At 64.5% G+C, this 21498-nt stretch carries 22 protein-coding genes; 14 read left to right on the top strand and 8 right to left on the bottom strand.

Going from position 1 to position 21498, the window contains the following annotated elements:
- Positions 1-43 precede the first annotated feature (43 nt).
- Both ACN0RC_RS04495 and ACN0RC_RS04490 read right to left on the bottom strand, forming a co-directional pair.
- The gene (locus ACN0RC_RS04495; protein ID WP_417509220.1) at positions 44-712 is read right to left on the bottom strand and encodes a response regulator; all 669 of its coding nucleotides are present in this window, start codon (positions 710-712) and stop codon (positions 44-46) included.
- A complete protein-coding gene (locus ACN0RC_RS04490; RefSeq protein ID WP_417509218.1) occupies positions 709-1968 on the bottom strand; it encodes a sensor histidine kinase in 1260 nt (419 codons plus the stop codon). Before ACN0RC_RS04490 ends, ACN0RC_RS04495 begins: the two co-directional genes overlap by 4 nt.
- Before the next feature lie 575 nt (positions 1969-2543).
- Here ACN0RC_RS04490 and ACN0RC_RS04485 point away from each other — a divergent pair.
- From ACN0RC_RS04485 to ACN0RC_RS04460, 6 genes are all read left to right on the top strand, one after another.
- Positions 2544-3767: an IS256 family transposase gene (locus ACN0RC_RS04485; RefSeq protein ID WP_417509217.1), complete on the top strand. Its 1224-nt coding sequence runs from the start codon at positions 2544-2546 to the stop codon at positions 3765-3767.
- 246 nt (positions 3768-4013) lie between these two features.
- Positions 4014-4373, top strand: coding sequence for a Cd(II)/Pb(II)-sensing metalloregulatory transcriptional regulator CmtR (cmtR, locus tag ACN0RC_RS04480; RefSeq protein ID WP_029153952.1), 360 nt, complete (start codon positions 4014-4016; stop codon positions 4371-4373).
- Positions 4370-6295, top strand: a complete 1926-nt coding sequence (locus tag ACN0RC_RS04475) for a heavy metal translocating P-type ATPase (RefSeq protein ID WP_417509638.1) — start codon at positions 4370-4372, stop codon at positions 6293-6295. Before cmtR ends, ACN0RC_RS04475 begins: the two co-directional genes overlap by 4 nt.
- Positions 6295-6906 carry a cadmium resistance transporter gene (locus ACN0RC_RS04470; protein WP_029153954.1) on the top strand — a complete coding sequence of 204 codons (612 nt, stop codon included), beginning with the start codon at positions 6295-6297 and terminating at the stop codon, positions 6904-6906. Before ACN0RC_RS04475 ends, ACN0RC_RS04470 begins: the two co-directional genes overlap by 1 nt.
- Positions 6903-7310 carry a signal peptidase II gene (locus ACN0RC_RS04465; protein WP_417509214.1) on the top strand — a complete coding sequence of 136 codons (408 nt, stop codon included), beginning with the start codon at positions 6903-6905 and terminating at the stop codon, positions 7308-7310. Before ACN0RC_RS04470 ends, ACN0RC_RS04465 begins: the two co-directional genes overlap by 4 nt.
- Positions 7311-7391: 81 nt before the next feature.
- Entirely contained in the window at positions 7392-7811 is a 420-nt protein-coding gene (locus ACN0RC_RS04460) for a hypothetical protein (RefSeq protein WP_417509212.1), read from the top strand.
- A 136-nt stretch (positions 7812-7947) separates the two neighbouring features.
- Here the strand turns inward: ACN0RC_RS04460 and ACN0RC_RS04455 are convergent, their stop codons facing one another.
- Positions 7948-8577: a hypothetical protein gene (locus ACN0RC_RS04455; protein ID WP_417509210.1), complete on the bottom strand. Its 630-nt coding sequence runs from the start codon at positions 8575-8577 to the stop codon at positions 7948-7950.
- A 232-nt stretch (positions 8578-8809) separates the two neighbouring features.
- Complete coding sequence (locus ACN0RC_RS04450; RefSeq protein WP_417509208.1) at positions 8810-9070, bottom strand: PLD nuclease N-terminal domain-containing protein; 261 nt, start codon at positions 9068-9070, stop codon at positions 8810-8812.
- Between the two features lie 226 nt (positions 9071-9296).
- On the opposite strand from ACN0RC_RS04450, the gene nhaA reads away from it, so the two are divergent.
- The 5 genes from nhaA (at position 9297) to ACN0RC_RS04425 (ending at position 13776) form a co-directional block, all read left to right on the top strand.
- Positions 9297-10643 (top strand): Na+/H+ antiporter NhaA, encoded by a 1347-nt coding sequence (gene nhaA / locus ACN0RC_RS04445; protein ID WP_417509206.1) that lies wholly within the window; start codon positions 9297-9299, stop codon positions 10641-10643.
- Positions 10644-10949: 306 nt separating this feature from the next.
- Entirely contained in the window at positions 10950-12230 is a 1281-nt protein-coding gene (locus tag ACN0RC_RS04440; protein WP_417509204.1) for a glycosyltransferase, read from the top strand.
- Positions 12227-12712, top strand: coding sequence for a hypothetical protein (locus tag ACN0RC_RS04435; RefSeq protein ID WP_417509202.1), 486 nt, complete (start codon positions 12227-12229; stop codon positions 12710-12712). The genes ACN0RC_RS04440 and ACN0RC_RS04435 overlap by 4 nt, the downstream gene beginning before the upstream one ends.
- 615 nt (positions 12713-13327) lie before the next feature.
- Positions 13328-13597 carry a ribbon-helix-helix protein, CopG family gene (locus tag ACN0RC_RS04430; RefSeq protein WP_417509200.1) on the top strand — a complete coding sequence of 90 codons (270 nt, stop codon included), beginning with the start codon at positions 13328-13330 and terminating at the stop codon, positions 13595-13597.
- A gap of 32 nt (positions 13598-13629) precedes the next feature.
- Positions 13630-13776, top strand: coding sequence for a hypothetical protein (locus ACN0RC_RS04425; RefSeq protein ID WP_417509198.1), 147 nt, complete (start codon positions 13630-13632; stop codon positions 13774-13776).
- 351 nt (positions 13777-14127) lie between these two features.
- Here the strand turns inward: ACN0RC_RS04425 and dacB are convergent, their stop codons facing one another.
- The 3 genes from dacB to ACN0RC_RS04410 all read right to left on the bottom strand — a co-directional run bounded on the left by dacB (position 14128) and on the right by ACN0RC_RS04410 (position 17951).
- Positions 14128-15726 (bottom strand): D-alanyl-D-alanine carboxypeptidase/D-alanyl-D-alanine-endopeptidase, encoded by a 1599-nt coding sequence (dacB, locus tag ACN0RC_RS04420; RefSeq protein WP_417509196.1) that lies wholly within the window; start codon positions 15724-15726, stop codon positions 14128-14130.
- The gene (locus ACN0RC_RS04415; RefSeq protein WP_417509194.1) at positions 15723-16943 is read right to left on the bottom strand and encodes a serine hydrolase domain-containing protein; all 1221 of its coding nucleotides are present in this window, start codon (positions 16941-16943) and stop codon (positions 15723-15725) included. Before ACN0RC_RS04415 ends, dacB begins: the two co-directional genes overlap by 4 nt.
- Before the next feature lie 162 nt (positions 16944-17105).
- Positions 17106-17951 carry an exodeoxyribonuclease III gene (locus ACN0RC_RS04410; protein ID WP_417509192.1) on the bottom strand — a complete coding sequence of 282 codons (846 nt, stop codon included), beginning with the start codon at positions 17949-17951 and terminating at the stop codon, positions 17106-17108.
- Positions 17952-18088: 137 nt separating this feature from the next.
- Here ACN0RC_RS04410 and ACN0RC_RS04405 point away from each other — a divergent pair, with 137 nt between their 5' ends.
- The 3 genes from ACN0RC_RS04405 to ACN0RC_RS04395 all read left to right on the top strand — a co-directional run bounded on the left by ACN0RC_RS04405 (position 18089) and on the right by ACN0RC_RS04395 (position 20889).
- Positions 18089-19126: a methionine ABC transporter ATP-binding protein gene (locus tag ACN0RC_RS04405; RefSeq protein ID WP_417509190.1), complete on the top strand. Its 1038-nt coding sequence runs from the start codon at positions 18089-18091 to the stop codon at positions 19124-19126.
- Positions 19127-19169: 43 nt separating this feature from the next.
- A complete protein-coding gene (locus ACN0RC_RS04400) occupies positions 19170-19898 on the top strand; it encodes a methionine ABC transporter permease (protein ID WP_417509187.1) in 729 nt (242 codons plus the stop codon).
- A gap of 70 nt (positions 19899-19968) precedes the next feature.
- Positions 19969-20889: a MetQ/NlpA family ABC transporter substrate-binding protein gene (locus ACN0RC_RS04395; protein WP_417509185.1), complete on the top strand. Its 921-nt coding sequence runs from the start codon at positions 19969-19971 to the stop codon at positions 20887-20889.
- Positions 20890-20927: 38 nt separating this feature from the next.
- On the opposite strand, the gene ACN0RC_RS04390 is transcribed toward ACN0RC_RS04395, so the two are convergent.
- The gene (locus tag ACN0RC_RS04390; protein ID WP_417509183.1) at positions 20928-21464 is read right to left on the bottom strand and encodes a YbhB/YbcL family Raf kinase inhibitor-like protein; all 537 of its coding nucleotides are present in this window, start codon (positions 21462-21464) and stop codon (positions 20928-20930) included.
- Positions 21465-21498: the final 34 nt, after the last annotated feature.

Here is a 21498-nt window from a genome sequence, read left to right as displayed (position 1 = left end):
CCCCGGAGCCCTGCGCTCCGGGGCATCCGTCGTTCATCGGCTCCTACGCCAGCCCGTGGCGCAGCGTCAGCACGACGGCCTGCACGCGATCGCGAGCGCCGAGCTTCTGCAGGATGCGCGAGACGTGCGTCTTCACCGTCGCCTCGCCGATGAAGAGCGCGTTGGCGATCTCGGCGTTACTCATCGCTTCGGCCATGAGCGCGAGCACTTCTGCTTCGCGGTCGGTGAACGGCTCGGCAGGCGGGGACACCGGAGCGCTGACCTTTGCGGCTGTGTCAGAGAAGGCCGCATACCGCTGCATCACGCGTCGGGTCACCTCTGGTGCCAGCATCCCGTCGCCGGCGGCGAGCACGCGGACGGCCGACACGAGATCCTCGGGGCTGCTGTTCTTGAGGAGGAAGCCGCTCGCACCAGCATCCAGTGCGGCGAAGAGGTAGTCGTCGCGATCGAAGGTCGTCACGATCGCGATCGTGGCGTGCACCTCGGGATCGGCGACGATGCGCCCCGTCGCCTCGATACCGTCCATGTCGGGCATCTGCACATCCATGCAGATGACGTCGGGCTTGAGAGCGGATGCTTGCGACACAGCCTCTGCGCCCGTCGACGCTTCGCCGACCACGGTGATGTCGGGCTGGGCATCGAGGATCGTGCGGAAACCGGCGCGCAGCATCGCGTGGTCGTCGACGAGGAGCACGCGGATCGAGTCGGTCATGCGGATGCTCCGGTGAGGGATGCGGCATCGGTCAGCGGCACGCGCACGCGCACCCGCCACCCGCCCTGTTCGCGGGGCGCCGATTCGATCGTTCCGCCAGAGGCGAGGGCGCGCTCGCGCATCCCGAGCTGTCCCATGCCGGGGCGGGGCGTCAGCACCCGCCTGCCGGTGTTCACGACTTCGAGCTCGACGTCCGCGGTGGTGCGACGCAGGCGCACGTCTGCCGTGGCATCCGCTCCGGCATGGCGGCGCGCGTTCGTGAGCGACTCCTGCGCGATGCGGTAGAGATTCACCTGCACGACCGAGGGCACGTCGCGCTCCTCGCCGAGCGTGGTGAAGGTTGTCGGCATGCCTGCGGCGTTCGCGGCTTCCACCAACTGTGCGATGTCGCAGAGCTCGATCGTGGAGGCGTCTTCGACTTCGGCATCCGAGGAGCGCAGAGTCTCGAGCAGGTGCCGCAGCTCGCTGATCGCCGTGCGCGCGGACTCCTCGATTCCGGTGAGGATCTGCTTCGACGCGGCGGGGTCCTGGTCGATCACGATGCGGGCAGCTCCTGCCTGCACGCCCATGACCGAGACGTGGTGGGCGACGACATCGTGCAGCTCGCGCGCGATGCGCACCCGGTCGAGAGCCACGGCCTGAGCCGCGGTCACTTCACGCTCGCGTTCGAGGTCTGCCGTGCGCTGCTCGAGAGCGAGACGCTGCATCGCCGCCTTCCACGCGCGCTCGCCGAAGTAGTAGGCGCCGGCGAAGTACAGCACGTTCAGCAGAACCTGCAGCATCATGAACGCGACATAGGGCGACATGGCGCCGGCGATCACGTCTTCTTCCTGAGCGGTATTGATCACGTCGAAGTACATCGTGATCAGCAGCCAGAGGAACATGCCGATGATGATCGCCACCCGCACGAGCATCGCTGCGCGGCGGTTCTGCATCCAGGCGCCCACGGTGTACAGGGTGATGAACATCGCGATGTTCCCCGCGTACATCTCGGGGATGTGCAGTGTCACCGCCACGAAATATGCGGCGGCGACGACGACGGCCACGATGCCGGGGCGGATGCGACGCCAGGCCAGTGGGACAGCGATCACCACGAGGTAGATCAGCGCCTGCCAGAGCGGTGCCTGCAGGTCGCCATAGAGTTCGGAGACCGCAGAGAGCGCGGCACTGATCACGCCGGCGACGAAGACGACGACGGCGAGCAGCGCATCGGCCCGTCGCTGGCGCGGGGTCAGCGTGCGGGAGAAGTCAGACATGCCTCAACGGTACGGGGAAGCGGATGCCGCGGCATCCGCCCTGTGGGGGATTCTGCCGGCGGGAATCAGCGCGGAGTCACAGACGGAACCGCCGTTGCGAATCACGGACTGCTCGGCGGTGAGGTCGGTGAAAGCGACGCGGTAAGCCGGGCCCGATGTGCACCGGAGTGATGAGGGACTGACGCTGCGGATCGGTGATGATCGTCGCGGCGGATACGGGTATTCGGGGTGTCTCATAACTGACGTTGAGTACCTCGAAACCCGTGATCAGTTATGACACATAGTTATGAGACACGCATTAAATGGCGATTTGGCGAAATCATCTCTCATCTGCGGTTTCTCGGCGAGACGTCTCATAAGCGTAGCGTTGTGCGACACCTCAACGCACACGCACCGCCCAACGCTTTGGCGGAAATTAGCAACGGTTAGAGCACACCGAAAACGATCGTTTGGGTGACGTCCCCTGGAGTGGTGGAGATTCCGATCGGCTGGTCTGCGTCGTAGACGTGGGTGAGCCATCGTGCGATGGTCAGTGAGAACTGTCTAGGAATCTCAACGTAAGGACACAAAGCACGATGGCTCTTGACCAGTCTGCCCTCCTCGAGCTCCTCGGGGAACTGAAACTCACCGATGTCACTGACCGGATCCGGGTCGCGACCGAAGCGCTTTATCAGGAGCTGATCGACGCGGAAGCGGCCGCGTTCATCGGCGCCGCCCCGTTCGAACGCACCCCAGAACGAACAACGCAACGCAACGGCACCCGCCCGCGCACTCTCACCACGACCGCCGGCGAGCTGGAACTGCGGATCCCGAAGCTGCGGCAAGGGTCGTTCTTCCCGTCGCTGTTGGAGCGCCGCCGCCGCGTCGACCAGGCGCTGTTCGCGGTCGTGATGGAGGCCTATGTTCACGGCGTCTCAACCAGGAAGGTCGATGACCTCGTGAAAGCGCTGGGCGCGGACACCGGCATCTCCAAGTCCGAAGTCTCACGGATCTGCGCGAACCTGGACGAGGACGTTGCCGCGTTCCGCGACCGACCCCTCGCGGACACGACGTATCCGTATGTGTTCCTCGACGCGACCTATTGCAAAGCCCGCGTCGGCCGCCGAGTCGTCTCGCAGGCGGTCGTCGTCGCGATCGGCGTCGCCGCCGACGGCAGGCGTGAGGTCCTGGGCTTCGAGGTCGGGGAGACCGAATCGCAGCCGTTCTGGACGAGCTTCCTACGCAGTCTGAAAGCCCGCGGGCTCGGCGGGGTGAAGCTGGTGATCTCCGATGCGCACACCGGTCTGATCTCCGCGATCGAGACGGTCTTCGCTGGCTCGGCCTGGCAACGATGCAGGGTCCATTTCATGCGCAACGTGCTCTCGAACGTTCCGAAAGCGTCGGGCCCGATGGTCGCGTCGGTCATCCGCACGATCTTCGCGCAACCCGACACCGAGCACGTCTTCGCCCAGTTCCACGAGGTCGTGCGCATGCTGACCCGCTCGCACCCGAAGATCGCGGACATGCTCGAGAACGCGAAGAACGACATTCTCGCGTTCTGCGGATTCCCGCAACAGCACTGGCGACAGATCTGGTCCACGAACCCGCTCGAGCGGGTGAACAAGGAGATTAAATGCCGCACCGACGTCGTCGGCACCTTCCCCAACCCCGCCGCGCTCCTGCGCCTTGCCGGGCACGTCCTGATCGAGCAGCACGACGAATGGGACGGCGCAGACCGCCGCTACTTCAGCGAGCACTCCATGAAACTCCTCACCGCAACCGACGAGGAGGTGGCGATCCCGGAACTCAACGCGGCATAATCAAAGCACTGACCCGCACGGTGTCGAGAAACTCCACCATTCAGCGGGACGTCACCATCGTTCCATCGTTTGCGGCGCGGTGAGTGAAGGCACACCAGATCGAATGCCAGAAACGTGCGCCGTAAGCGGGTTTCGGTAGGCGTATTCGGTGGGGTGTGAGCCGGATGTACTTACACCCAGTCCCCAGAGATGTGGCCTGGGGTGAAGCCGTTCCAATAGGTCATCAGTCACTGTATAGTTCAGTGTGTGCTGACTATTTCCTCACGCCTCGATGTCATGAACCGGCTCGGCCGGGCCATGGCCGATCCCACGCGTTCCCGAATCCTAATGTCTCTGCTCGGTGGACCGAGCTACCCGGCTGTGCTCTCTCGTGAGCTGGAGCTGACGCGTTCGAACGTGTCGAACCATCTCACCTGCCTGCGTGACTGCGGGATTGTCGTTGCCGAGCCGGAGGGTCGCCAGACCCGTTACGAGATCGCCGACCCGCATCTTGCGGCTGCGCTCGTCGCGCTCGTGGACGTGACGCTGGCGGTCGATGAGCACGCGCCGTGCGTGGACTCTGCGTGCACGGTGGCTGGCTGCTGTGGGACGGGGGCGGACGCGTGAGCGCGGCGTGTGGCTGCGAGCACGAGCCTGCCCAGCCTGCCACTGCGGCGGAGGATGAGACCGAAGAGGTGGAGCGGCCCTGGTGGAGGGACCGTGGGGTCATGGTGCCGGTCTTCTCCGGTGTCGCATTCCTGGCCGGTCTGATCCTTGAATGGTCCGGCCTCGAGATCCCGGCGCTGGTGTTGTTCTGGGCCGGTCTGCTCCTGGGCGCGTCGACGTTCACGCCCGGCGCGATCCGGAAACTGTTCAAGGGCAAGCTCGGTATCGGGCTGCTGATGACGATCAGCGCGATCGGTGCGGTCATCCTCGGCTACGTGGAGGAGGCTGCAGCTCTGGCGTTCTTGTACTCGATTGCTGAGGCGCTCGAGGACAAGGCGATGGACCGTGCCCGGGGCGGGCTGAGGGCGCTGCTGAAGCTCGTGCCGGAGACAGCGACCGTGCTGCAGGGCGGTGTCTCTGCGCAGGTGCCGGCGAGAGAGTTGACGGTCGGCCAGGTCATGGTGGTCCGCCCGGGTGAGCGGATCGCGACCGACGGGATCGTTCGTTCTGGTCGCTCCAGGCTGGACACCTCGGCGATCACCGGGGAGTCGATCCCGGTCGAGGTCGAGCCCGGCGATGCGGTGTCGGCCGGTGCGATCAACAGCGCCGGCGTGCTGGAGGTCGAGGCGACTGCTGCGGGCACCGATAACTCGCTCACGACGATCGTGGAGCTGGTGGAGAAGGCGCAGACCGAGAAGGGCGAGCGTGCGCGTCTCGCGGACAGGATCGCCCGCCCGCTCGTACCCGGCGTTCTGATCCTCGCAGCGCTCGTTGCGATCATCGGGTCGCTGCTGGGCGATCCAGAGGTGTGGATCACCCGCGCGCTTGTCGTGCTGGTCGCCGCTTCTCCGTGTGCGCTGGCGATCTCGGTGCCGCTGACGGTCGTCGCCGCGATCGGCGCAGCAAGCAAGTTCGGCGTGATCATCAAGTCCGGCGCCGTTTTCGAGCGCTTCGGCACGGTCCGCCACGTCGCGGTCGACAAGACCGGCACCCTCACCCGCAACGAACCTGCGGTCACCGCGGTGCTCACTGCGAACGGCGTGACCGAGACGCAGGCGCTGGCCTGGGCGGCCGCACTGGAGCAGCACAGCACGCATCCCCTTGCCTCTGCGATCACCGCCGCGGCCCCGGGCACACCGGCAGCTGCAGATGTGACCGAGCAGGCCGGGCACGGCATCGACGGCACTGTCGGCGGATCGAGAATCACCGTCGGCAGTCCTCGCTGGCTGGACGCGGGCGACCTCGGGAAGCAGGTCGCGGAGTTGGAGGAGCAGGGCATGACCGTCGTGATCGTCCACCGCGACGGAACCCCCGTCGCCGCGATCGGCGTCCGCGACGAACTGCGCCCTGAAGTCCCCGAGGTAGTCCGGACGCTCACCAACCAAGGCGTCGGCGTGACGATGCTCACCGGAGACAACGCCCGCACCGCTCGTGCACTGGCCGCGCAGGCCGGGATCAGCGACGTGCGCGCGGAACTGCGTCCCGAGGATAAGGCAACCGCGATCGGCGAGCTGTCAAAGGCGGGGCCGGTCGCGATGATCGGCGACGGAATCAACGACGCACCGGCCCTCGCTGGCGCAGACATCGGTATCGCGATGGGCGCCACCGGCTCCGACGCGGCAATCGAATCCGCCGACGTGGCCTTCACCGGCCATGATCTGCGCCTCATCTCGCGAGCGTTCGATCACGCCCGCCGCGGTCGACGGATCATCAACCAGAACATCATCCTGTCGCTGCTGATCATCACTGCACTGCTCCCGCTCGCGCTCTTCGGCGTCCTGGGGCTCGCGGCCGTCGTCCTGGTCCACGAGGTCGCGGAGGTCATCGTGATCCTCAACGGTCTGCGCGCCGCACGCACCCGCACGCCACGACTGGAAAGCTGATGCTCGCAACTATCGGTTCAGCGATCGGCCTGTTCGCGGCAACCAACATCGACGACATTGTCGTGCTCACCGTGCTGTTCCTGGCTTCCAGTCGAGGGAAGCCCCGGCCGTGGCAGATCGTCGCGGGCCAGTATCTCGGGTTCATCACCCTCGTCGTGATCAGCGTGATCGCCGCTCTCGGTCTCACCATCGTTCCGGACGAATGGGTCGGTTTCCTGGGTCTGATCCCGCTCGGCATCGGCATCTGGACGCTCATTCGCGGCCTGCGCCGTAACGGCGATGACGATGATGATGATGACTCCAAGATCACCGCGGTCGGACTATGGGGCGTCGCAGGGATCACGATCGCCAACGGGGCCGACAACATCTCCCTCTACACGCCGATCTTTCGCACCAGCGCCCCCAGCGACGTCGCGATCATGATCGTCGTGTTCCTGATCCTCGTCGCGGTCTGGTGCGCGGCCGGTCGGCTGATCGGTACCAACAAGGCTGTTACCGAGGGGCTGGAGCGCGTCGAGCACTGGCTCGTACCGGCCGTGTTCATCGGCCTTGGCCTGTTCATCCTGATCGAATCTGGGGTCATGGTCCGTCTGATCGAGGTGCTTGCATGACCTCCTCCCAGTCAGAGGCTCATCCGCCCGCTGCGCGCAAGCTGTCGTCGGCGCGGCGGCGGCAGCTCACTGGTGGAGCGCTCTTGATCGCCGTGGTCGTCGTGCTGATTGATCAGGGAACGAAGGTGTGGGCCGAAGCGACCCTCACCGAGCGTGAGCGCATCCCGCTGATCGGTGACCTGCTGGGTTTGCAGCTCGCCTATAACCCCGGAGCGGCATTCTCCTTCGGGGAAGGCTTCACCTGGGTGTTCGCGCTGCTCCCTGTCGCCGCCACGGTCACAGGGATTGTGTTCGCGTTCCGAGTGCAACGCGTGGGATGGGCGATCGTCATCGGCGCGCTCGGCGGCGCTGCCGCCTCACACGCAGGCGACCGCCTCGCATCCCATGGGATGCGAGACAGTTGACGCGCGCCGAAGTTCGCAGGCTCCAGGATCGATGCTCTAACGATCTGCACTCTTTCGACGGCGATCCGCCACAATGGGGTCGTGCTGAACACACATATCGGATATTCCAGCTTCGGCATCGTGGTCGCCGCCTGCCTACTGACCGGGTGTAGCGGTCCTGGCGCTGGCGTCGCCCAGACGACGAGGCCTGGCGTTCCTGAAGGCCTTGTCGTGGAGCCGTTGAGCGAAGGTCCCGCCGCGGCGTGGGTCGAGCGCGGCGCGACGTTCGCGATCGTCACCTGGGGCAGCAGCAGTTGTCCTGCCATCGCGACCGCCCTCTCCGCCGACGGCCCGGACCGCATCGCGGTGACCTTCGGGCCATCACCCAACGATCCCTGCACCGCAGACATGGCGCCGACAACACACGAGTTCGAGTTGCCGGAGGAGACCACCCGCAGCCCGGTCGTCATCGAGGTCCGGTACGAAGACTGGCTTGAGGCTGACACGCTCACGCTTGAGTAGCACTAGCACGACGCATCTCGCACGTGTCTCGCAACCTCGGTGTTTCGCAACCCATGGGTTAGACGACAGTGAGGAGTTACGCGCGACCGGTCGTATGAACTGCATGGCGCGGATACGCAACCAGAATTAATAGACGCTAGTCTCCTGCGCTCCGCGGCATAACGTCGAAGTTCACTCGAACAGGAACCGTGTCGATACGTGGATCGCAGTGCAATCGCTGTACAACCTCCGGTTCGGCAGCGACCACAAAAGAGTCCCCGTAAAGCCGTGCACCCCACGCCAAGCGGCCGCTATCGTCCCAGGCGAATTCCGGGATACGGCGGCCGATTTCTAGATCGGATGCCCGCGCGGTGGACGGGTAATATTCGTCACCGAATACACGGACGGGTTTTCGCGTCCGAGGTGCCTCCGGATATCCCATCCATCGCAACGATGACAGATTGATTGAGTCGATCGCGTCTATCAGGGCCGCTCGGGTTCCAGCATCCAGCTCACCCGTCGCAGGAGCATATTCCTGAATCCAGGGACGATCTTCGCGGACCTGCTCAACGACGTCTGACCATTCAAGCGAGGCTGTTTTATCGTCCAGGGAGACGAACTCAGACCAGCGCGCGAGCTCGTCAATTTCACGGCCTACGGGCAAGAACACTCGCAGCATCGGAAGATGCTGGTGGTGTTCGGGGATGAGGTCGTTCACGAGGTGCGGGTGCCCTTGCTCCGGGAACGGACTTTCGAAGAGAGCCCTAGACTTTTTGAAGAGAGCCATAGACGTAACTTACCGGCAGAGATTCGAACTCGGGCTGCCGCGCAGGTGAGGAAAGACGTCCTTACGTCTCACCACAGTGTTACGAGCCCGACATAGACAGCCGTCGGTAGGCCACTACTTCAAGTGCACGGTCACTGCCAGCCGAGCGTCTCGCAACCTCGGTGTCTCGTATCCCATGCGTTCTGAGACACCGAGGTTATGAGACAGTAAGGCCGACGAGAACGGACTGCGCTCAGCTTGTGACTCGTGTCGCCAGGTCAGCTCGCGACGTATTCACCGAACGCTTCCCGATGAACAGCCACGCCAGCGGTCCCGCGATTGGCACAAAGAGGGCAACGAGTGTCCACACGAGAGCTTGCAGCGACGAAAGCGATTTAGCCGAACGCGAGAGCGAGATTAGTGCGATCACGAGCAGAACAAACATGGCCACCGCCGTCGCCGACCAAACCACGTCGTACCACGCGGGGAGCAGCGGGTTCACAGATTCAGACATGCGGCGAGCCTAACGGGCAACCTTCTATGAGGTTAGGAGACAGACCCGGGATCTCTCGGAGGATCAGTAGCCGTTTCCTCTGGCTGGCCAGACATCGTGTCGGATGCTACTTTCCCAGAAGTGCAAGTCTGTGGACCACCAGTTGGCTCCTGTCAATACAATGGATGTGGCGCGTCGGGAAGTCTGGTCGACACCTCATCAGTCGACCAATCTCAGGAAGTTGCCCATGACGCGCGCGCCCTCATCCCAGACTCCTCGCCGGTTCCCTCAGTGGTCAGGCGCAGCAGAAACCGGGCGCGTCACCGCTCTGTTGCGGAAGGAAGCAGTAGGAGGGATCCTTCTTGTCGTTGCGGCAGCGGTCGCGATCATCTGGGCGAACTCCCCGGCATCCGAGGCGTACTTCACTCTCCGGGACTTGCGGATCGGGTACGAGCCTTGGCATCTTGAGCTGTCTCTCGGCGCATGGGCTTCCGACGGGCTCCTGGCGATCTTCTTCTTTCTCGTCGGCCTCGAGCTGAAGCGCGAAGTCGTCGCCGGTGATCTTCGGCGCTTCGGTACCGCGATCGTGCCCATCACGGCCGCTGTAGGCGGTGTGGTCGTGCCCGCACTCATCTACACAGCAATCGTGTGGCAGCAACCGTCGCTGCGCGAAGGGTGGGCGATCCCGACCGCAACCGACATCGCATTCGCTGTCGCCGTCCTCGCCCTCATCGGATCGCACCTCCCGAGTCCGCTGCGAGTGTTTCTCCTCACCCTCGCTGTCGTGGACGATCTCATTGCAATCGTCATCATCGCCGTGTTCTACACAGCCGATATCGAGTTAGTCCCGTTGCTCATCGCGGTCGCTGTTATTGCGCTCTATGGTGCGCTCGCGCAGCGGTATCGTGCTTTCTTCCGTGAGAAGGTTTTTGCGGCCTGGCTGATTCTTCTGCCTATCGGATTCATCGCCTGGGCTTTCCTGCATGCTTCAGGAATCCACGCGACTATCGCCGGAGTCGCATTGGCATTCACCATTCCCGTGCGCCCGAGCAGAAAAGACCCCAACCCTTCGACCGGCCCGGGTCTCGCCGAGGAATTCGAGCACCGGTTCCGTCCGCTCTCTGCCGGGCTCGCTGTGCCGATCTTCGCGTTCTTCGCGGCAGGGGTGGCCGTTGGCGGCATCGATGGGGTCATGCGCGCGGCCACCGACCCTGTCACCATCGGCATCGTCGTGGCGCTCGTCCTCGGCAAGCCCGTAGGCATTGTGTTGTCCGTGCGGCTCTTGACGCTCGCGCCCAAAGCCAAACTTGACTCCGCGCTCCGGTGGATAGACCTCATCGGTGTGGGACTACTCGCAGGAATCGGATTCACGGTCTCGCTCCTCATCGCCGAGCTGAGCTTCGGTGCCGACAGCCCGCACGGTGACGACGCCAAGATCGCGATCATGATCGCTTCTCTCCTCGCGTCGCTTCTCGCCTCGAGCATCCTGATAGCGCGCAACCGGCGCTACCGGGCAATCTCACTCGCGGAGCAGATCGACGAGGATCAAGACGGCACCCCTGATATTTACCAAGAGCCGCAGCAGCATAAGTAGGCACGCTCAATGCCACGACCAGCAACGGTGAGGAAGAACCCGCAAGCAACCGCAGATCATGTGAAAGCCTGATCCAACCAACGCGAAGATCGGAACCGCAATGCCTGCAGAGAGCGGGCGCAATCGATGTGCGAAGAGTTCCGCCTGTACCGGGACCAGGCTTCCCGACACTCCGTTGCTCAAGCGTAATCGTCAACCGGTTCCGACCTTGTAGTTGAACGACTAGTGTGGTCTCTCGGTGTGCCGGGAAGTCTGGTCGGCGTCGATGCAACGCGCTCGATATGACTAGAACGGATCCCCGTACGGATGACTTCACAAGCACAGGCAGATCGACCAGCACGACTGCTCCTGGCCACCCTGGGAAGCCGCGGCGACGTCGAACCCTTCGTGCACCTAGCACGCGCAGCGCAGAACGCCGGTTTCACTGTCCGCATCGCCATCCCGGATCAGCAAGACATCAACACCGACGGTCTCGATACCGTCAGCCTCGGCATCCGCTTCGCCGACCTCACACAAAAGCCGGGCACCTCGGCCAGCCGAAGCTTCCGGGAGCAGATCCGGCCCTCGATGAGCCGCGCCCTCGCAGCGTTCGTGGACACCGGCATGGACTGGACGCCCGACATCATCGTCTCGCACCCCAAACTACTCACCGCGCCCGTCCTCGCCGCCCGCTACGGCATCCCCCACCTCACCGTTGAGCTGACTCCCACAGTTACCTCAACCGCACAGTTCCCGGCCGCGGGCATAACATCGCGGTCATTGGGGTCAGTGCTCAACCGCGCCAGCTACAGGATCCTCGACATCGCCAGGGAAATGTTCGCCGCCGACGTCCGCACCGCACGCAGCCGACTCGGAATCCCCCGCGGGCGGCTCCCTGCCCCGGCTGCGTCGCTGGTTGCAATCAGCTCGAGCCTGTTACCACGCCCATCTGATTGGCCAGCAACAGCGCACATCACCGGCGACTGGCATCGCCCATCAAATGCTCGCATCTACGACGCTGAACTGCGGGAGTTCATCGAGGCGGATGCACCGTTCGTGTACGCCGGCTTCGGATCGATGACCGGCGGGGACGCCTCAGCCAGAGCCGAAGCGGTTATCGAAGGGGCCCGTCGTGCAGGTCTCCGTGTTGCCATGACGACAGGCTGGGGCGGCCTGCAACCACCCACGCGCTGTCTCGGCCCGGACGTGCTCGTCACGGAGTCCGCACCGCACGCTGCCGTCCTTCGACACGCAGTCGCCGCGATCCATCACGGCGGCGCGGGAACCACCCACGCCGTCGCCCGCGCAGGCATCCCCTCAATCGTCGTCCCGTTCATGGCTGACCAGCCGTTCTGGGCCGCGCAGCTCAGACGGATCGGACTCGCACCGGCACCCCTGCACCGCGACCGGCTCACCCCCGAACGCATACGCACAGCCCTCGCCACGTCCATGGACTGCGCCTCACGCGCCCGCACAGTCGCACAGCAAATGAGCGCGGAAGACGGCACCACACGAGCACTCTCACTCATCACCACTTACACCCGATCTCACCCCAGCGACACGTCACAACGCAGCAACCGTACAGACACGTCAGCACCCCGACCATGACGACGAAACTTTCCTACGAAGGGGACGATATCTTCCCCGAACGGCAGTCGCGGGACGACATGAAAGCATCGAACGCCACCTGTTTGATCTGGGGCGCCGACCTCACGAGCACCAATCGTCGTAGACAGGTCCGACACGAGCTGCGCGAGCACGCCATCGCAGCATTCGCCGCCACCCGAGCGCACGCTACCCTTCGGCATCTCATCGTTGCCTACCGATGCGCACTGCACCTTCGCGATCGTGTCCAGATCACTGCATACAGCGAGTCTCGACGAATCCATGCCGACCTCGAACTCAAACGCGCACGCGATATCGACGTCATCATGATCGACGTCACCGGACTCGTCGACAACCACCTCGCAGAGCAGCGATTCAATGAACTCGCCGTAAGGCGCGCAGGAGTCGCGGGATACGCCGCCATTTCGTGGAACGACATACGTCACCAATCCATCCAAGTCGCCAGCGCACAAGACATCGTCTAGCTCCACCAACCACCGGCACGCACCTCGTTAATCGTATATAGCCTGCTCGTCGTCGAAAAGGCATAGCTCGAACTCACCGCCCTGTCTCAGAACCCTAGAGAACCGAGACGTCTCATCGACGCCGCCGATCCGTGATGTCAGCCGAATAGCAAACGGTGTCCCGTATCCCATGGGATACAAGACACTATTGATCGACCGAATCTCGGTGGGACTAATGTTCGCAGCGATTCAGCGACTGCGGTTTGCATACGATGCGAAGGAGGCCTCATCATGGATCCGCTGGTTGCTTGGCACCTGAACATCGCTCTCATGGCCGTGCTTCTCGTGATCGTTGTGACGGCTGTCGTGTTTCTAGTCCGCCGGTTCTTGCGAAGGTACAGAAGCAACGAGGATCAGCAAAAGTGTGGAACACCCGAATCGCTCTCGTGAGGATTGGACGCACATCGGCGACGTCTCGCATCCCGGGATTCGGCGGCGCAGGAGTGAGGTGGTTTCAAGCGATGTAGCGCACTAGCGCTGCTCGAGTATGCGTGTGTCGATCTCTGGTCGGCCCTCGTTAAAGCCCGTACAAGTTTTCGTATACACAATTCTGTGAGTTTCGTATACGCTAATAGCATGAGTGAGCATCTACTGAACGGTAAGCCCGTGACCGACGAGCAGATCCAGGCGTGGGCGGACGAGGCCGAGGCCGGTTATGACCTGTCGAAACTCCCCAAGCCTCGACGTGGTCGCCCGCCCGTAGGCGATGGCCCGGGTGCGGTCATTCCCGTGCGTCTCGACGCGTCTACCATCGCGGCTCTGACCGCGCGAGCTGAAGCTGAGGGCATCACCACGCGCTCTGATGCGATCCGCGCCGCGGTGCGCGAGTGGGCACACGTTGCCTGACCTACACAAATCGGCCCGCAAGCACTACCGGCGTGACCAGCTTGATGACTCAGTTGTGCTCTACGCCACCGCGCACAGCAGGTCGTCTGATCGAGCTCGTCGCCCTGATCTACGACGACGGTTACGAGTTGATCATCCACGCCATGAAGGCGCGAGCTCAGTTCCTCGATGAACTGTAGACCAAGCTAGGTCGGTACTCACGCGTCGAATCTCCGCCATTGCCATCTGCGATTGAGGAGATACGTCCCTTTCATCGCGCGTTACGCCCGCCGGGCAGGTGTCTCGCAACCTCGGTGTCTCGAAACGCATGGGATACGAGACAAGCGACTACGGCGAGCGGCCAGACGAGACCGCGGTCAGCGTGGCGCCTATGTTCGGCATGCTGGTCGAGTCGGCCTGTTAAAAGATGAGGGCCTGCGACCGATTCTCGATTCGACATGGGACTGGACCGAGGCCAATCAGGCGCTTGCTCGTATGGAAAGAAACGAGAATGCGAGGAAGATCGTCTTGAGGATGACCGCAGATCATCACTAGTACTGCTGCTGGATCGCTGCCGCGATCGCTCCCACGTCGTCGTTCGCCTGGAATACGGCGTCGATGTACGCGTCTGGGCTCGCGAACGCGTTGTTCATGATCACCGTGAACAGCAGGGTGCGTCCGCTCTCGGCATCCATCACGCCGCCGAGGGTCTTAGTCACGATGCGGATGCGGGAATTGAAAGGGTCGAAGTCAGCGAGCGTGCCGGTCTTGGCGTAGACCTTGCCGGCAGCCTCGCTGTTGGGCTGCACCGTGGTCAGCGACCCGTCGACACCCAGGATCGGCAGCGTCTCGCGCCAGAGCTCGCCATCTGGGCGTTCAGCCATAATGCGCTGCACCTGCGCGGCGTTCTTCGCAGTGACGAAGTTGCCCGGGAGGCCCGACCCGTCGATCAGTGCGGCACCCTCAGTGTCGAGACCCGCCTCCTGCCAGATCTCCCCGGCGATCGCTATGCCGTCGTCGCACTTCTTCGAGCCGTTCGCGGCCGCGAGCCGGCAGACGAGGCTCTGCGCGCCACGGTTGTAGCTGATCTTCATGACGTACTTGACTTCTTCGGAGAGCGGGAGCGACTCCAACTCGGCGACCGCAGGGAGCGCCTCGACCTCATCCTCGGTTGGTAGTGCGCTGTCGGGATTCGTTGCGATCGGGTCGGTGGTGATCGCGACGCCCGCGCGCTTCAACGCCTCGATGAACGCCGTCCGGGCGTACGTCGCCGGGTCGTCGAAGACGTACACCTTCAGTGTCGGATCGGCATCGGCGGCGATCGTCCCCGTGACAATCAGTTTTCCGTCGCCGGTGTCGATTGGGTCTGCGAGCTTGGTCTCACCACCGGCTTCGACGGTCTCGACGTCCACGGTCAGCGTCCACGGAGCGACCGCGGGGATCAGCTCGCCCGTGGCGGGATCTCCCGCGGCTGCTCCCGGTGTGATCAGCACGTCGATGATGTTCTGGTTGATGTTGATCGGGGTGACGGGCTGCTCTGCCAGTTCGCCCACGAACAGGCGGTCATCGATGATCACATCACCACTGACGGCGTCGATACCCGAAGCCTTGACCTGCGCGGCGAGATCGTTGAGTCCGGTGAGCGGATCCTCGGGGGTGAGCGTCGCCCCGGGGATGGGGTTCGCGTCGTTGTGATCGAGCGCGGTGATGTCGACCGTACCGTCCGGCTTCGTGCGCCCGCCCATCGTGAGGTCGCCCTGGCCGACGAGGATCAGGTCGCCCGCGAGCGTCCCGTCGACGATGTCGCCCGAGGCCTTCACCGGGGTCGTGACGGTGCTGTCGGGTCCGAACTCGAGCCAGGCCGCCGCGGCGCTGTAGGTCTTGACGAACGAACCAGGTTCGGCCATCGCGTCGCCGAAGTAGTCGACCAGGACATCCCCGGTCTCGAGATCCTCGACGTAGATCTGCCAGCGGGCGTTCGCGTAGCGCTCCTCGTTCATGACAGTGAGCGCGGCTTCTGGGATTCCGCCTTCGTCGCCGGACCCCGACGCGGACTCGTCGCTGGCGGCATCCGACGTGCATGCGGTGATCGACGCGGCGACGAGGACCAGCGAGACCGCCGCGGCAGCCCCAGCCAATCGGCGGTTCACTGGGCGCTCTCTATCACTGCGGCGAGGCGACGGAAGAGCTGATCGGCGGGATGCGGTTGCGGGTTCGCTTGCGGATCGTAGTCCGACAGGTTGAAGAACACGGCGATCGTCGCTCCGGTCTCGTTGTTATGGAAGTTTGCGGCGGTGTAGCCGAGGCCTTCACCGTTGTGGCCCCACCATCCATCAGTCTGGCCGATGCCGAGCGCGTAGATGTCGTAGGGCGGACCCGCATCCAGAGGAGCGCCCTGCTCACGTTCGCTCTGGGTCGCGGGACTGAGGAACGCGCCTGTGGCGAGCATCTCGCCCCATGCGCGCGCATCGTCGAGAGACGTGATCATCGAGCCTGCGGGACCGAGTACGGAGAGATTCGGGATCCCTTCGTCCCAGCCTGTACCGGTCTCGGCGGGGGAATATCCGAGGGCGTGCGGCTCGGTCCATGCCGACACGTCGGTGATGTAGCGGGTGTCGGTCTGACCGAGGGGCGCGAGTATGCGCTCGTTCAGGACCTCGGCGAAGTCCTGGCCGGTCGCCACCTCGACGACCTTGCCGAGCAGGTTGGTGTTCGCGTTGGTGTAGACCTTCTCGGTGCCCGGCGCGAACTGCGCCGGTTGGTCGAGAACGTAGCTGTTCAGCTCGTCGAGGGTGAAGAGCCGGTCAGGGGCATCCACGTACCAGTCCTGCACGAACGCGTCCGTGAAGTAGTCGGAGTTGCCGCTGGACATGTCCGCCAGCTCACGCAGAGTGATCGTGTCGCCATCGGTGAGGCCCTCGACGTACTGATCGATCGTGTCGTCGAGGCTGATGACTCCCTCATCGACGAGCTGGAGGAGGAGCGTCACGGTGTACGACTTCGTGATGCTGCGGATGGGCCACTGCATCTCGGGCGTCACCGGCTCGTTGTTATCGACATTTGCGAGGCCCGCGACCTCGGTCCACGAGCCCGCCCCGGGGATCCACACGCCCACCGCGGCGCCGGGGACACCGTACTCGGCCATCGTGTCGTCCGTCGTCTTCTGCAGCTCGGACACCAGCTCGGCGGGCAGATCGCCTTCAGGCTCTGCGGGCCGATCGACCGCCGGTGGCGACCACTCTTGCGTCGACGGCTCCTCCGTCGGAGAACCGGCGCAGGCCGCGAGAAGCCCTACCGTCACCGCCGCGGACGCGAGTACCAGCGCCGCTCGACGAATGCGTCGCGTGCCGCGAGTGTGAGGAGTCAAAAGCTAACCGCCAACTGTGATCGGGGATGCTTGTCCGAAGCCAAGTAGGCAGCACTCGCCGTTTCTTGGCCCCTGCGGAACAGTGTGATGGACAGAAGAGGACATGACAAGGTCCGCTTGCGGTCACGTCCTGTTGCAGTCGTCCGGATGCGGCCAGGCGGTCTAAGAGAAGATCATCGGCATGTCATCGTCTTCTTCGGCGCCGCCGAAGTCGAGGTCGACGACCACCGGGACGTGGTCGCTGGGCTGCTCGCCCTTGCGCTCGTTGCGATGAATGGATGCTCCAGTGACGGCATCGGCCAGGGCGCGCGAGCCGAGCACGAAGTCGATGCGCACGCCCTCGTTGCGGGGGAACTTCAGGCGCTGGTAGTCCCAGTAAGTGAAGCCCTCCGGGATCAGCGGACGCACGACATCGGTCACACCGGCATCCTGAAAGGCGAAGAACGCGGCGCGCTCCTCGGGGGAGACGTGCGTGGAGACGCCCTCGACGATGTCGGGATCGCCGTTGTCGGAGTCGAACGGAATGATGTTGAAGTCGCCGACCAGGGCCAGTGGCAGATCGGGCTTCGACTGAAGCTCGGCAGCCGTCGCCTGACGCAGCTCATCGAGCCAGTGCAGCTTGTACCGGTAGTGCGGGTCATCGAGCGAGCGGCCGTTGGGAACGTAAAGGCTCCACACCTTCACGCCCTCGATCGTCGCGCCCAGCGCGCGTGCTTCGAGCGGAGCATCCGGACCTTCATGCCCCTTCGCGAAGCCCGGCATGCCGGCAAATGACGTCTCGACGTCGGTGATCGGCAGGCGGCTCGCGATCGCGACGCCGTTCCACTGATTCAGGCCGTGCGCCTCGACGTGGTACCCCGCTTCTTCGAACGGCGCGTAGGGGAACTGCTCCGGCTTGCACTTGATCTCTTGCAGCGCGAGCACGTCGATGTCTTCACGGACGGCGAAGTCGACGGCGCGGCCGACGCGGGTGCGGATCGAGTTGATGTTCCAGGTGGCCAGACGCATGCTTCCAGCCTACGGGCGAGGGCGGACACTGCAGACCTCGCACCGTGCCGCACGAGCGAGAGTCACGCAGTGAAGCAATGTGAAACCGAAGGAAATGCACGCGCGCGCGAAAGGCCGATCACCATAGTTTTATCGGCATGATTCAGCTCGACAAGCTCACCAAGGCGTTCGGAGAGGGCGCCGACGCGACCGTCGTCCTCGACCGCCTGGACTTCTCCGTCGACACCGGCGAGATCTTCGCCGTGGTCGGTCCTTCCGGCGCCGGCAAGTCGACGTTGGCACAGTGCGTCACGCTGCTCGAGCGGCCGACGTCGGGGCGAGTGATCGTCAACGGCGAAGACCTCACCGCCCTCGGAGAGAAGAACCTCCGCACTGCGCGCCGCCGTATCGGCACGGTGTTCCAGTCCGACGGCCTCTACGCCCGCAGGACCGCGGCAGAGAACGTCGCCCTGCCGCTCGAGTTCCTCGGCGTCACCAAGGCGGGGATCCGCTCGCGCGTCGCCGAGCTGCTCGATCGGGTGGGACTCGCAGATCGGACCGACCATTACCCGCACCAGCTCTCGGGTGGTCAGCGGCAGCGTGTGGGTATCGCCAGAGCGCTCGCGCTGCGGCCGAGTGTGCTGCTCTCCGACGAGGCGACAAGCGGGCTCGACCCCGACTCCACGGCATCGATCGTGAGCCTGCTCAAAGAGCTGCGCGACGAGCTGAGCCTGTCGATCCTGTTCATCACTCACGAGATGGACACCGTCGTGCAGATCGCGGATGCCGTCGCCCGACTCGATCACGGACGCATCGTCGAGTCGGGGCGGACCGTTGACCTGCTGCGTGACCCGAGTTCGCTGCTCGGCTCGCAGTTGCGCCCCGTGCGCGAACGGCAGGATGCCGCAACCGGCGAGGTGGCCATCGATGTCGTCTACATCGGTGATGTCGCCGGCGACTGGCTCACACGTCTCTCGCGCGAACTCGACACAGACGTGAACCTGCTCGGCGCCGCGGTCGAGACCGTCCGCTCGGCGGCCGTGGGAACCGCGCGCATCGCCGTGCCTGCGCACGCGCTCCCGCGGGCGCTACCGCTGCTGCGTGCCGCTGGCCTGCACGCAGCCGTGGTCGACGAGCAACCGGTCACCCTGCTCGCCGGCGCCGCCCCTGAACGCGAACTGGAGCTCTTGCCATGAGCCTGCTGAAGACCGCCCCTGAACGCGAACTGGAGCTCTTGCCATGAGCCTGCTGAAGACCGCCGCTGTGCCACTGTTCGAGATCCCTGCACTGGTGATCCCCGCTCTCGGTGAGACACTGGTGATGGTCGGCATCACCATGGTGATCGTCGTGATCGTCGGCATTCCGCTCGGGGCGATCGTGTTCAACCTCGCACCCGGAGGACTGTTTCCGCATCGCACGGCACACGTCGTGCTGAGCTGGATCGTCAGCATGGGCCGCTCGCTGCCCTTCCTCATCCTGATGGCGGCGATCATCCCGTTCACCCGTTTGATCACGGGCACGAACATCGGCATCCCTGCCGCGGTCGTTCCGATGTCGATCGCCGGCATCGCGTTCTTCACGCGGATCGTCGAGAACTCGCTGCGCAGCGTGCCGACCGACCGGGCCCGCGTGGCGATCGCCTCTGGCGCCTCGCCGGTGCAGGTCATCCACCGCGCACAGCTTTCTGAGGCCGTGCCGTCGATCGTCGGAGGCCTGACGATCAACACGATCGCGATGATCGAGTACTCCGCGATCGCCGGAACCATCGGCGCCGGCGGCATCGGTTATGTCGCCGTCACCTACGGCTACCAGCGGTTCGACCACACGGTGATGATCACCACGATCGTCATCCTGATCGCAACGGTGGCGCTCGTCCAGTTCATCGGCGATCGGGTGGCCCGCGCCCTCACCCCCGCCGCTCGCGTCGACGCCCGTCGCGCAGGCCGTCGCCTCACCGTCACAGCCTGAGCGGCACGCTTCCTCCCAACCCCCGCACTGATCAACCCCCGCACTGACCCATCCGAAACGGAGCACAACCATGTCCGCAACCCTCACCGAGACCCCGCCCGGCCCGCCCGGCGACGAGCACGGCTTCGCCGTCCGCACCCGGCGTCGCTGGCCCTGGATCGTCGGCGGGATCGTCGTTGTGCTCGGCCTCGCCGCAGCGCTCATCCTTCCGCGCTTCATCGGCGCCACCTCCCCGAACCTCGTCGAGGGAGCCACTCTGACGATCGTCACCGCGGAGGGCAACGCCTCGGAGCAGGCCCTTGTCGAGTTCGTCGCCGAAGAGGTCGCGCCGAAGTACGGCATCACGGTCGCGTTCAAGGGACTCGCCGACAGCACCACTCTGAACCGCGCGGTGAGCGAGGGAGAAGTTGCAGGCACTGTCTACCAGCACAAGCTCTGGCTCAGCCAAGTGCTCGAGGCGAACCCCGACTTCCGCGAAGAGGCCGCCACCCCTGTGTTCCGCTGGGGCTTCGGGCTGTGGAGCGACAAGTACACCTCAGTCGATCAGATCCCCGACGGAGCCAACATCTCGCTCTACTCCGACCCGGCCAATGAGGCACAGGGGCTGGGGGTGCTCGAGCGTGCCGGTCTCATCACGCTGGACCCGTCGATCGACAGGTGGAACGCGACGCAGGACGACATCATCGAGAACCCGAAGGGCCTCACCTTCACGCTGCTCGACTTCGCCGCGCAGTCGCGCTCACTGCAGGATCTCGATGCAGCTGTCGGCTACACCGAGTACTACCTGGCCGCGGGAATCGACGTCGAGAAGCAGATCTTCGCTCCGCCGGCGCCGGACGAGTTCGTGGGACAGCTGACGATCGGCTCCGACTACGCCGATGCCGACAACATCAAGAAGCTGGTCCAGGCGTTCCAGGACCCGGCGGTGCAGGAGTTCCTGCGCACCGATCCGAGCGTCAAGGACATCCTCCTGCCGCTGGATGCCGAGTAGCATCCGCACCACACCCGCCCCGCGGAGTGCTGACGTGGTCAGCGTTCCGCGGGGTCGGCGGTTCCCATCAGCACGCCCCGGGCGAGGGTGTGGAAGTGTCGGTTGAAGCCGAGCACCGCGGGCGTGGCCTCATCGTCGATGTCGAGCGCCTGTACGTCGAGCGCGTCGACCACGAAGAAATAGCGGTGGATTCCGGTGCCCGCAGGCGGAGCGGCACCGATGAAGCGCTTGAGCCGCGCCTCGTTCGGTAGGACTCGCGCGCCGGGCGGCAGTGCCGCAGTCGTGCCTTCGCCGCTCGCGAGCGTCGAAGTGTCAGCAGGCAGGTCGAAAGCCGCCCAGTGCCAGAAGCCTGAGCCGGTCGGAGCATCCGGATCGAAGCACGAGATCGCAAAGCTCTTCGTGCCCGCCGGGGCCTGCGACCACTGCAGTCCGGGGGAGCGATCCTCGCCGCCGCGATCGGTCGACCAGGCGAACAGCGGGAGCGGTCCACCGCCCTCGAAATCCGGACTCGTCAGCTCGAGCGGGGCGAACTCGCGGAGCGCGGCCAATTCGGCGTAGGGGTCGAAAGAGAACATGGGCCTCCCTGCGTTGTGGATCTCCCGTCACGAT

This window comes from Microbacterium sp., assembly GCF_048259935.1.
Lineage (GTDB): Bacteria > Actinomycetota > Actinomycetes > Actinomycetales > Microbacteriaceae > Microbacterium.
Note: the sequence above shows the minus strand (reverse complement) of the source record. Positions and strands in the feature narration are given on the sequence as shown.

Coding starts and splice junctions, on each gene's coding strand:
- ACN0RC_RS04430 (WP_417509200.1), top strand. CDS start 13,328: ATGAGTGAGCATCTACTGAACGGTAAGCCCGTGACCGACGAGCAGATC.
- ACN0RC_RS04465 (WP_417509214.1), top strand. CDS start 6,903: ATGACCTCCTCCCAGTCAGAGGCTCATCCGCCCGCTGCGCGCAAGCTG.
- ACN0RC_RS04410 (WP_417509192.1), bottom strand. CDS start 17,951: ATGCGTCTGGCCACCTGGAACATCAACTCGATCCGCACCCGCGTCGGC.
- ACN0RC_RS04395 (WP_417509185.1), top strand. CDS start 19,969: ATGTCCGCAACCCTCACCGAGACCCCGCCCGGCCCGCCCGGCGACGAG.
- ACN0RC_RS04470 (WP_029153954.1), top strand. CDS start 6,295: ATGCTCGCAACTATCGGTTCAGCGATCGGCCTGTTCGCGGCAACCAAC.
- ACN0RC_RS04450 (WP_417509208.1), bottom strand. CDS start 9,070: ATGTCTGAATCTGTGAACCCGCTGCTCCCCGCGTGGTACGACGTGGTT.
- nhaA (WP_417509206.1), top strand. CDS start 9,297: ATGACGCGCGCGCCCTCATCCCAGACTCCTCGCCGGTTCCCTCAGTGG.
- ACN0RC_RS04495 (WP_417509220.1), bottom strand. CDS start 712: ATGACCGACTCGATCCGCGTGCTCCTCGTCGACGACCACGCGATGCTG.
- ACN0RC_RS04490 (WP_417509218.1), bottom strand. CDS start 1,968: ATGTCTGACTTCTCCCGCACGCTGACCCCGCGCCAGCGACGGGCCGAT.
- ACN0RC_RS04400 (WP_417509187.1), top strand. CDS start 19,170: ATGAGCCTGCTGAAGACCGCCGCTGTGCCACTGTTCGAGATCCCTGCA.
- ACN0RC_RS04405 (WP_417509190.1), top strand. CDS start 18,089: ATGATTCAGCTCGACAAGCTCACCAAGGCGTTCGGAGAGGGCGCCGAC.
- ACN0RC_RS04390 (WP_417509183.1), bottom strand. CDS start 21,464: ATGTTCTCTTTCGACCCCTACGCCGAATTGGCCGCGCTCCGCGAGTTC.
- ACN0RC_RS04440 (WP_417509204.1), top strand. CDS start 10,950: ATGACTTCACAAGCACAGGCAGATCGACCAGCACGACTGCTCCTGGCC.
- ACN0RC_RS04485 (WP_417509217.1), top strand. CDS start 2,544: ATGGCTCTTGACCAGTCTGCCCTCCTCGAGCTCCTCGGGGAACTGAAA.
- ACN0RC_RS04435 (WP_417509202.1), top strand. CDS start 12,227: ATGACGACGAAACTTTCCTACGAAGGGGACGATATCTTCCCCGAACGG.
- ACN0RC_RS04455 (WP_417509210.1), bottom strand. CDS start 8,577: ATGGCTCTCTTCAAAAAGTCTAGGGCTCTCTTCGAAAGTCCGTTCCCG.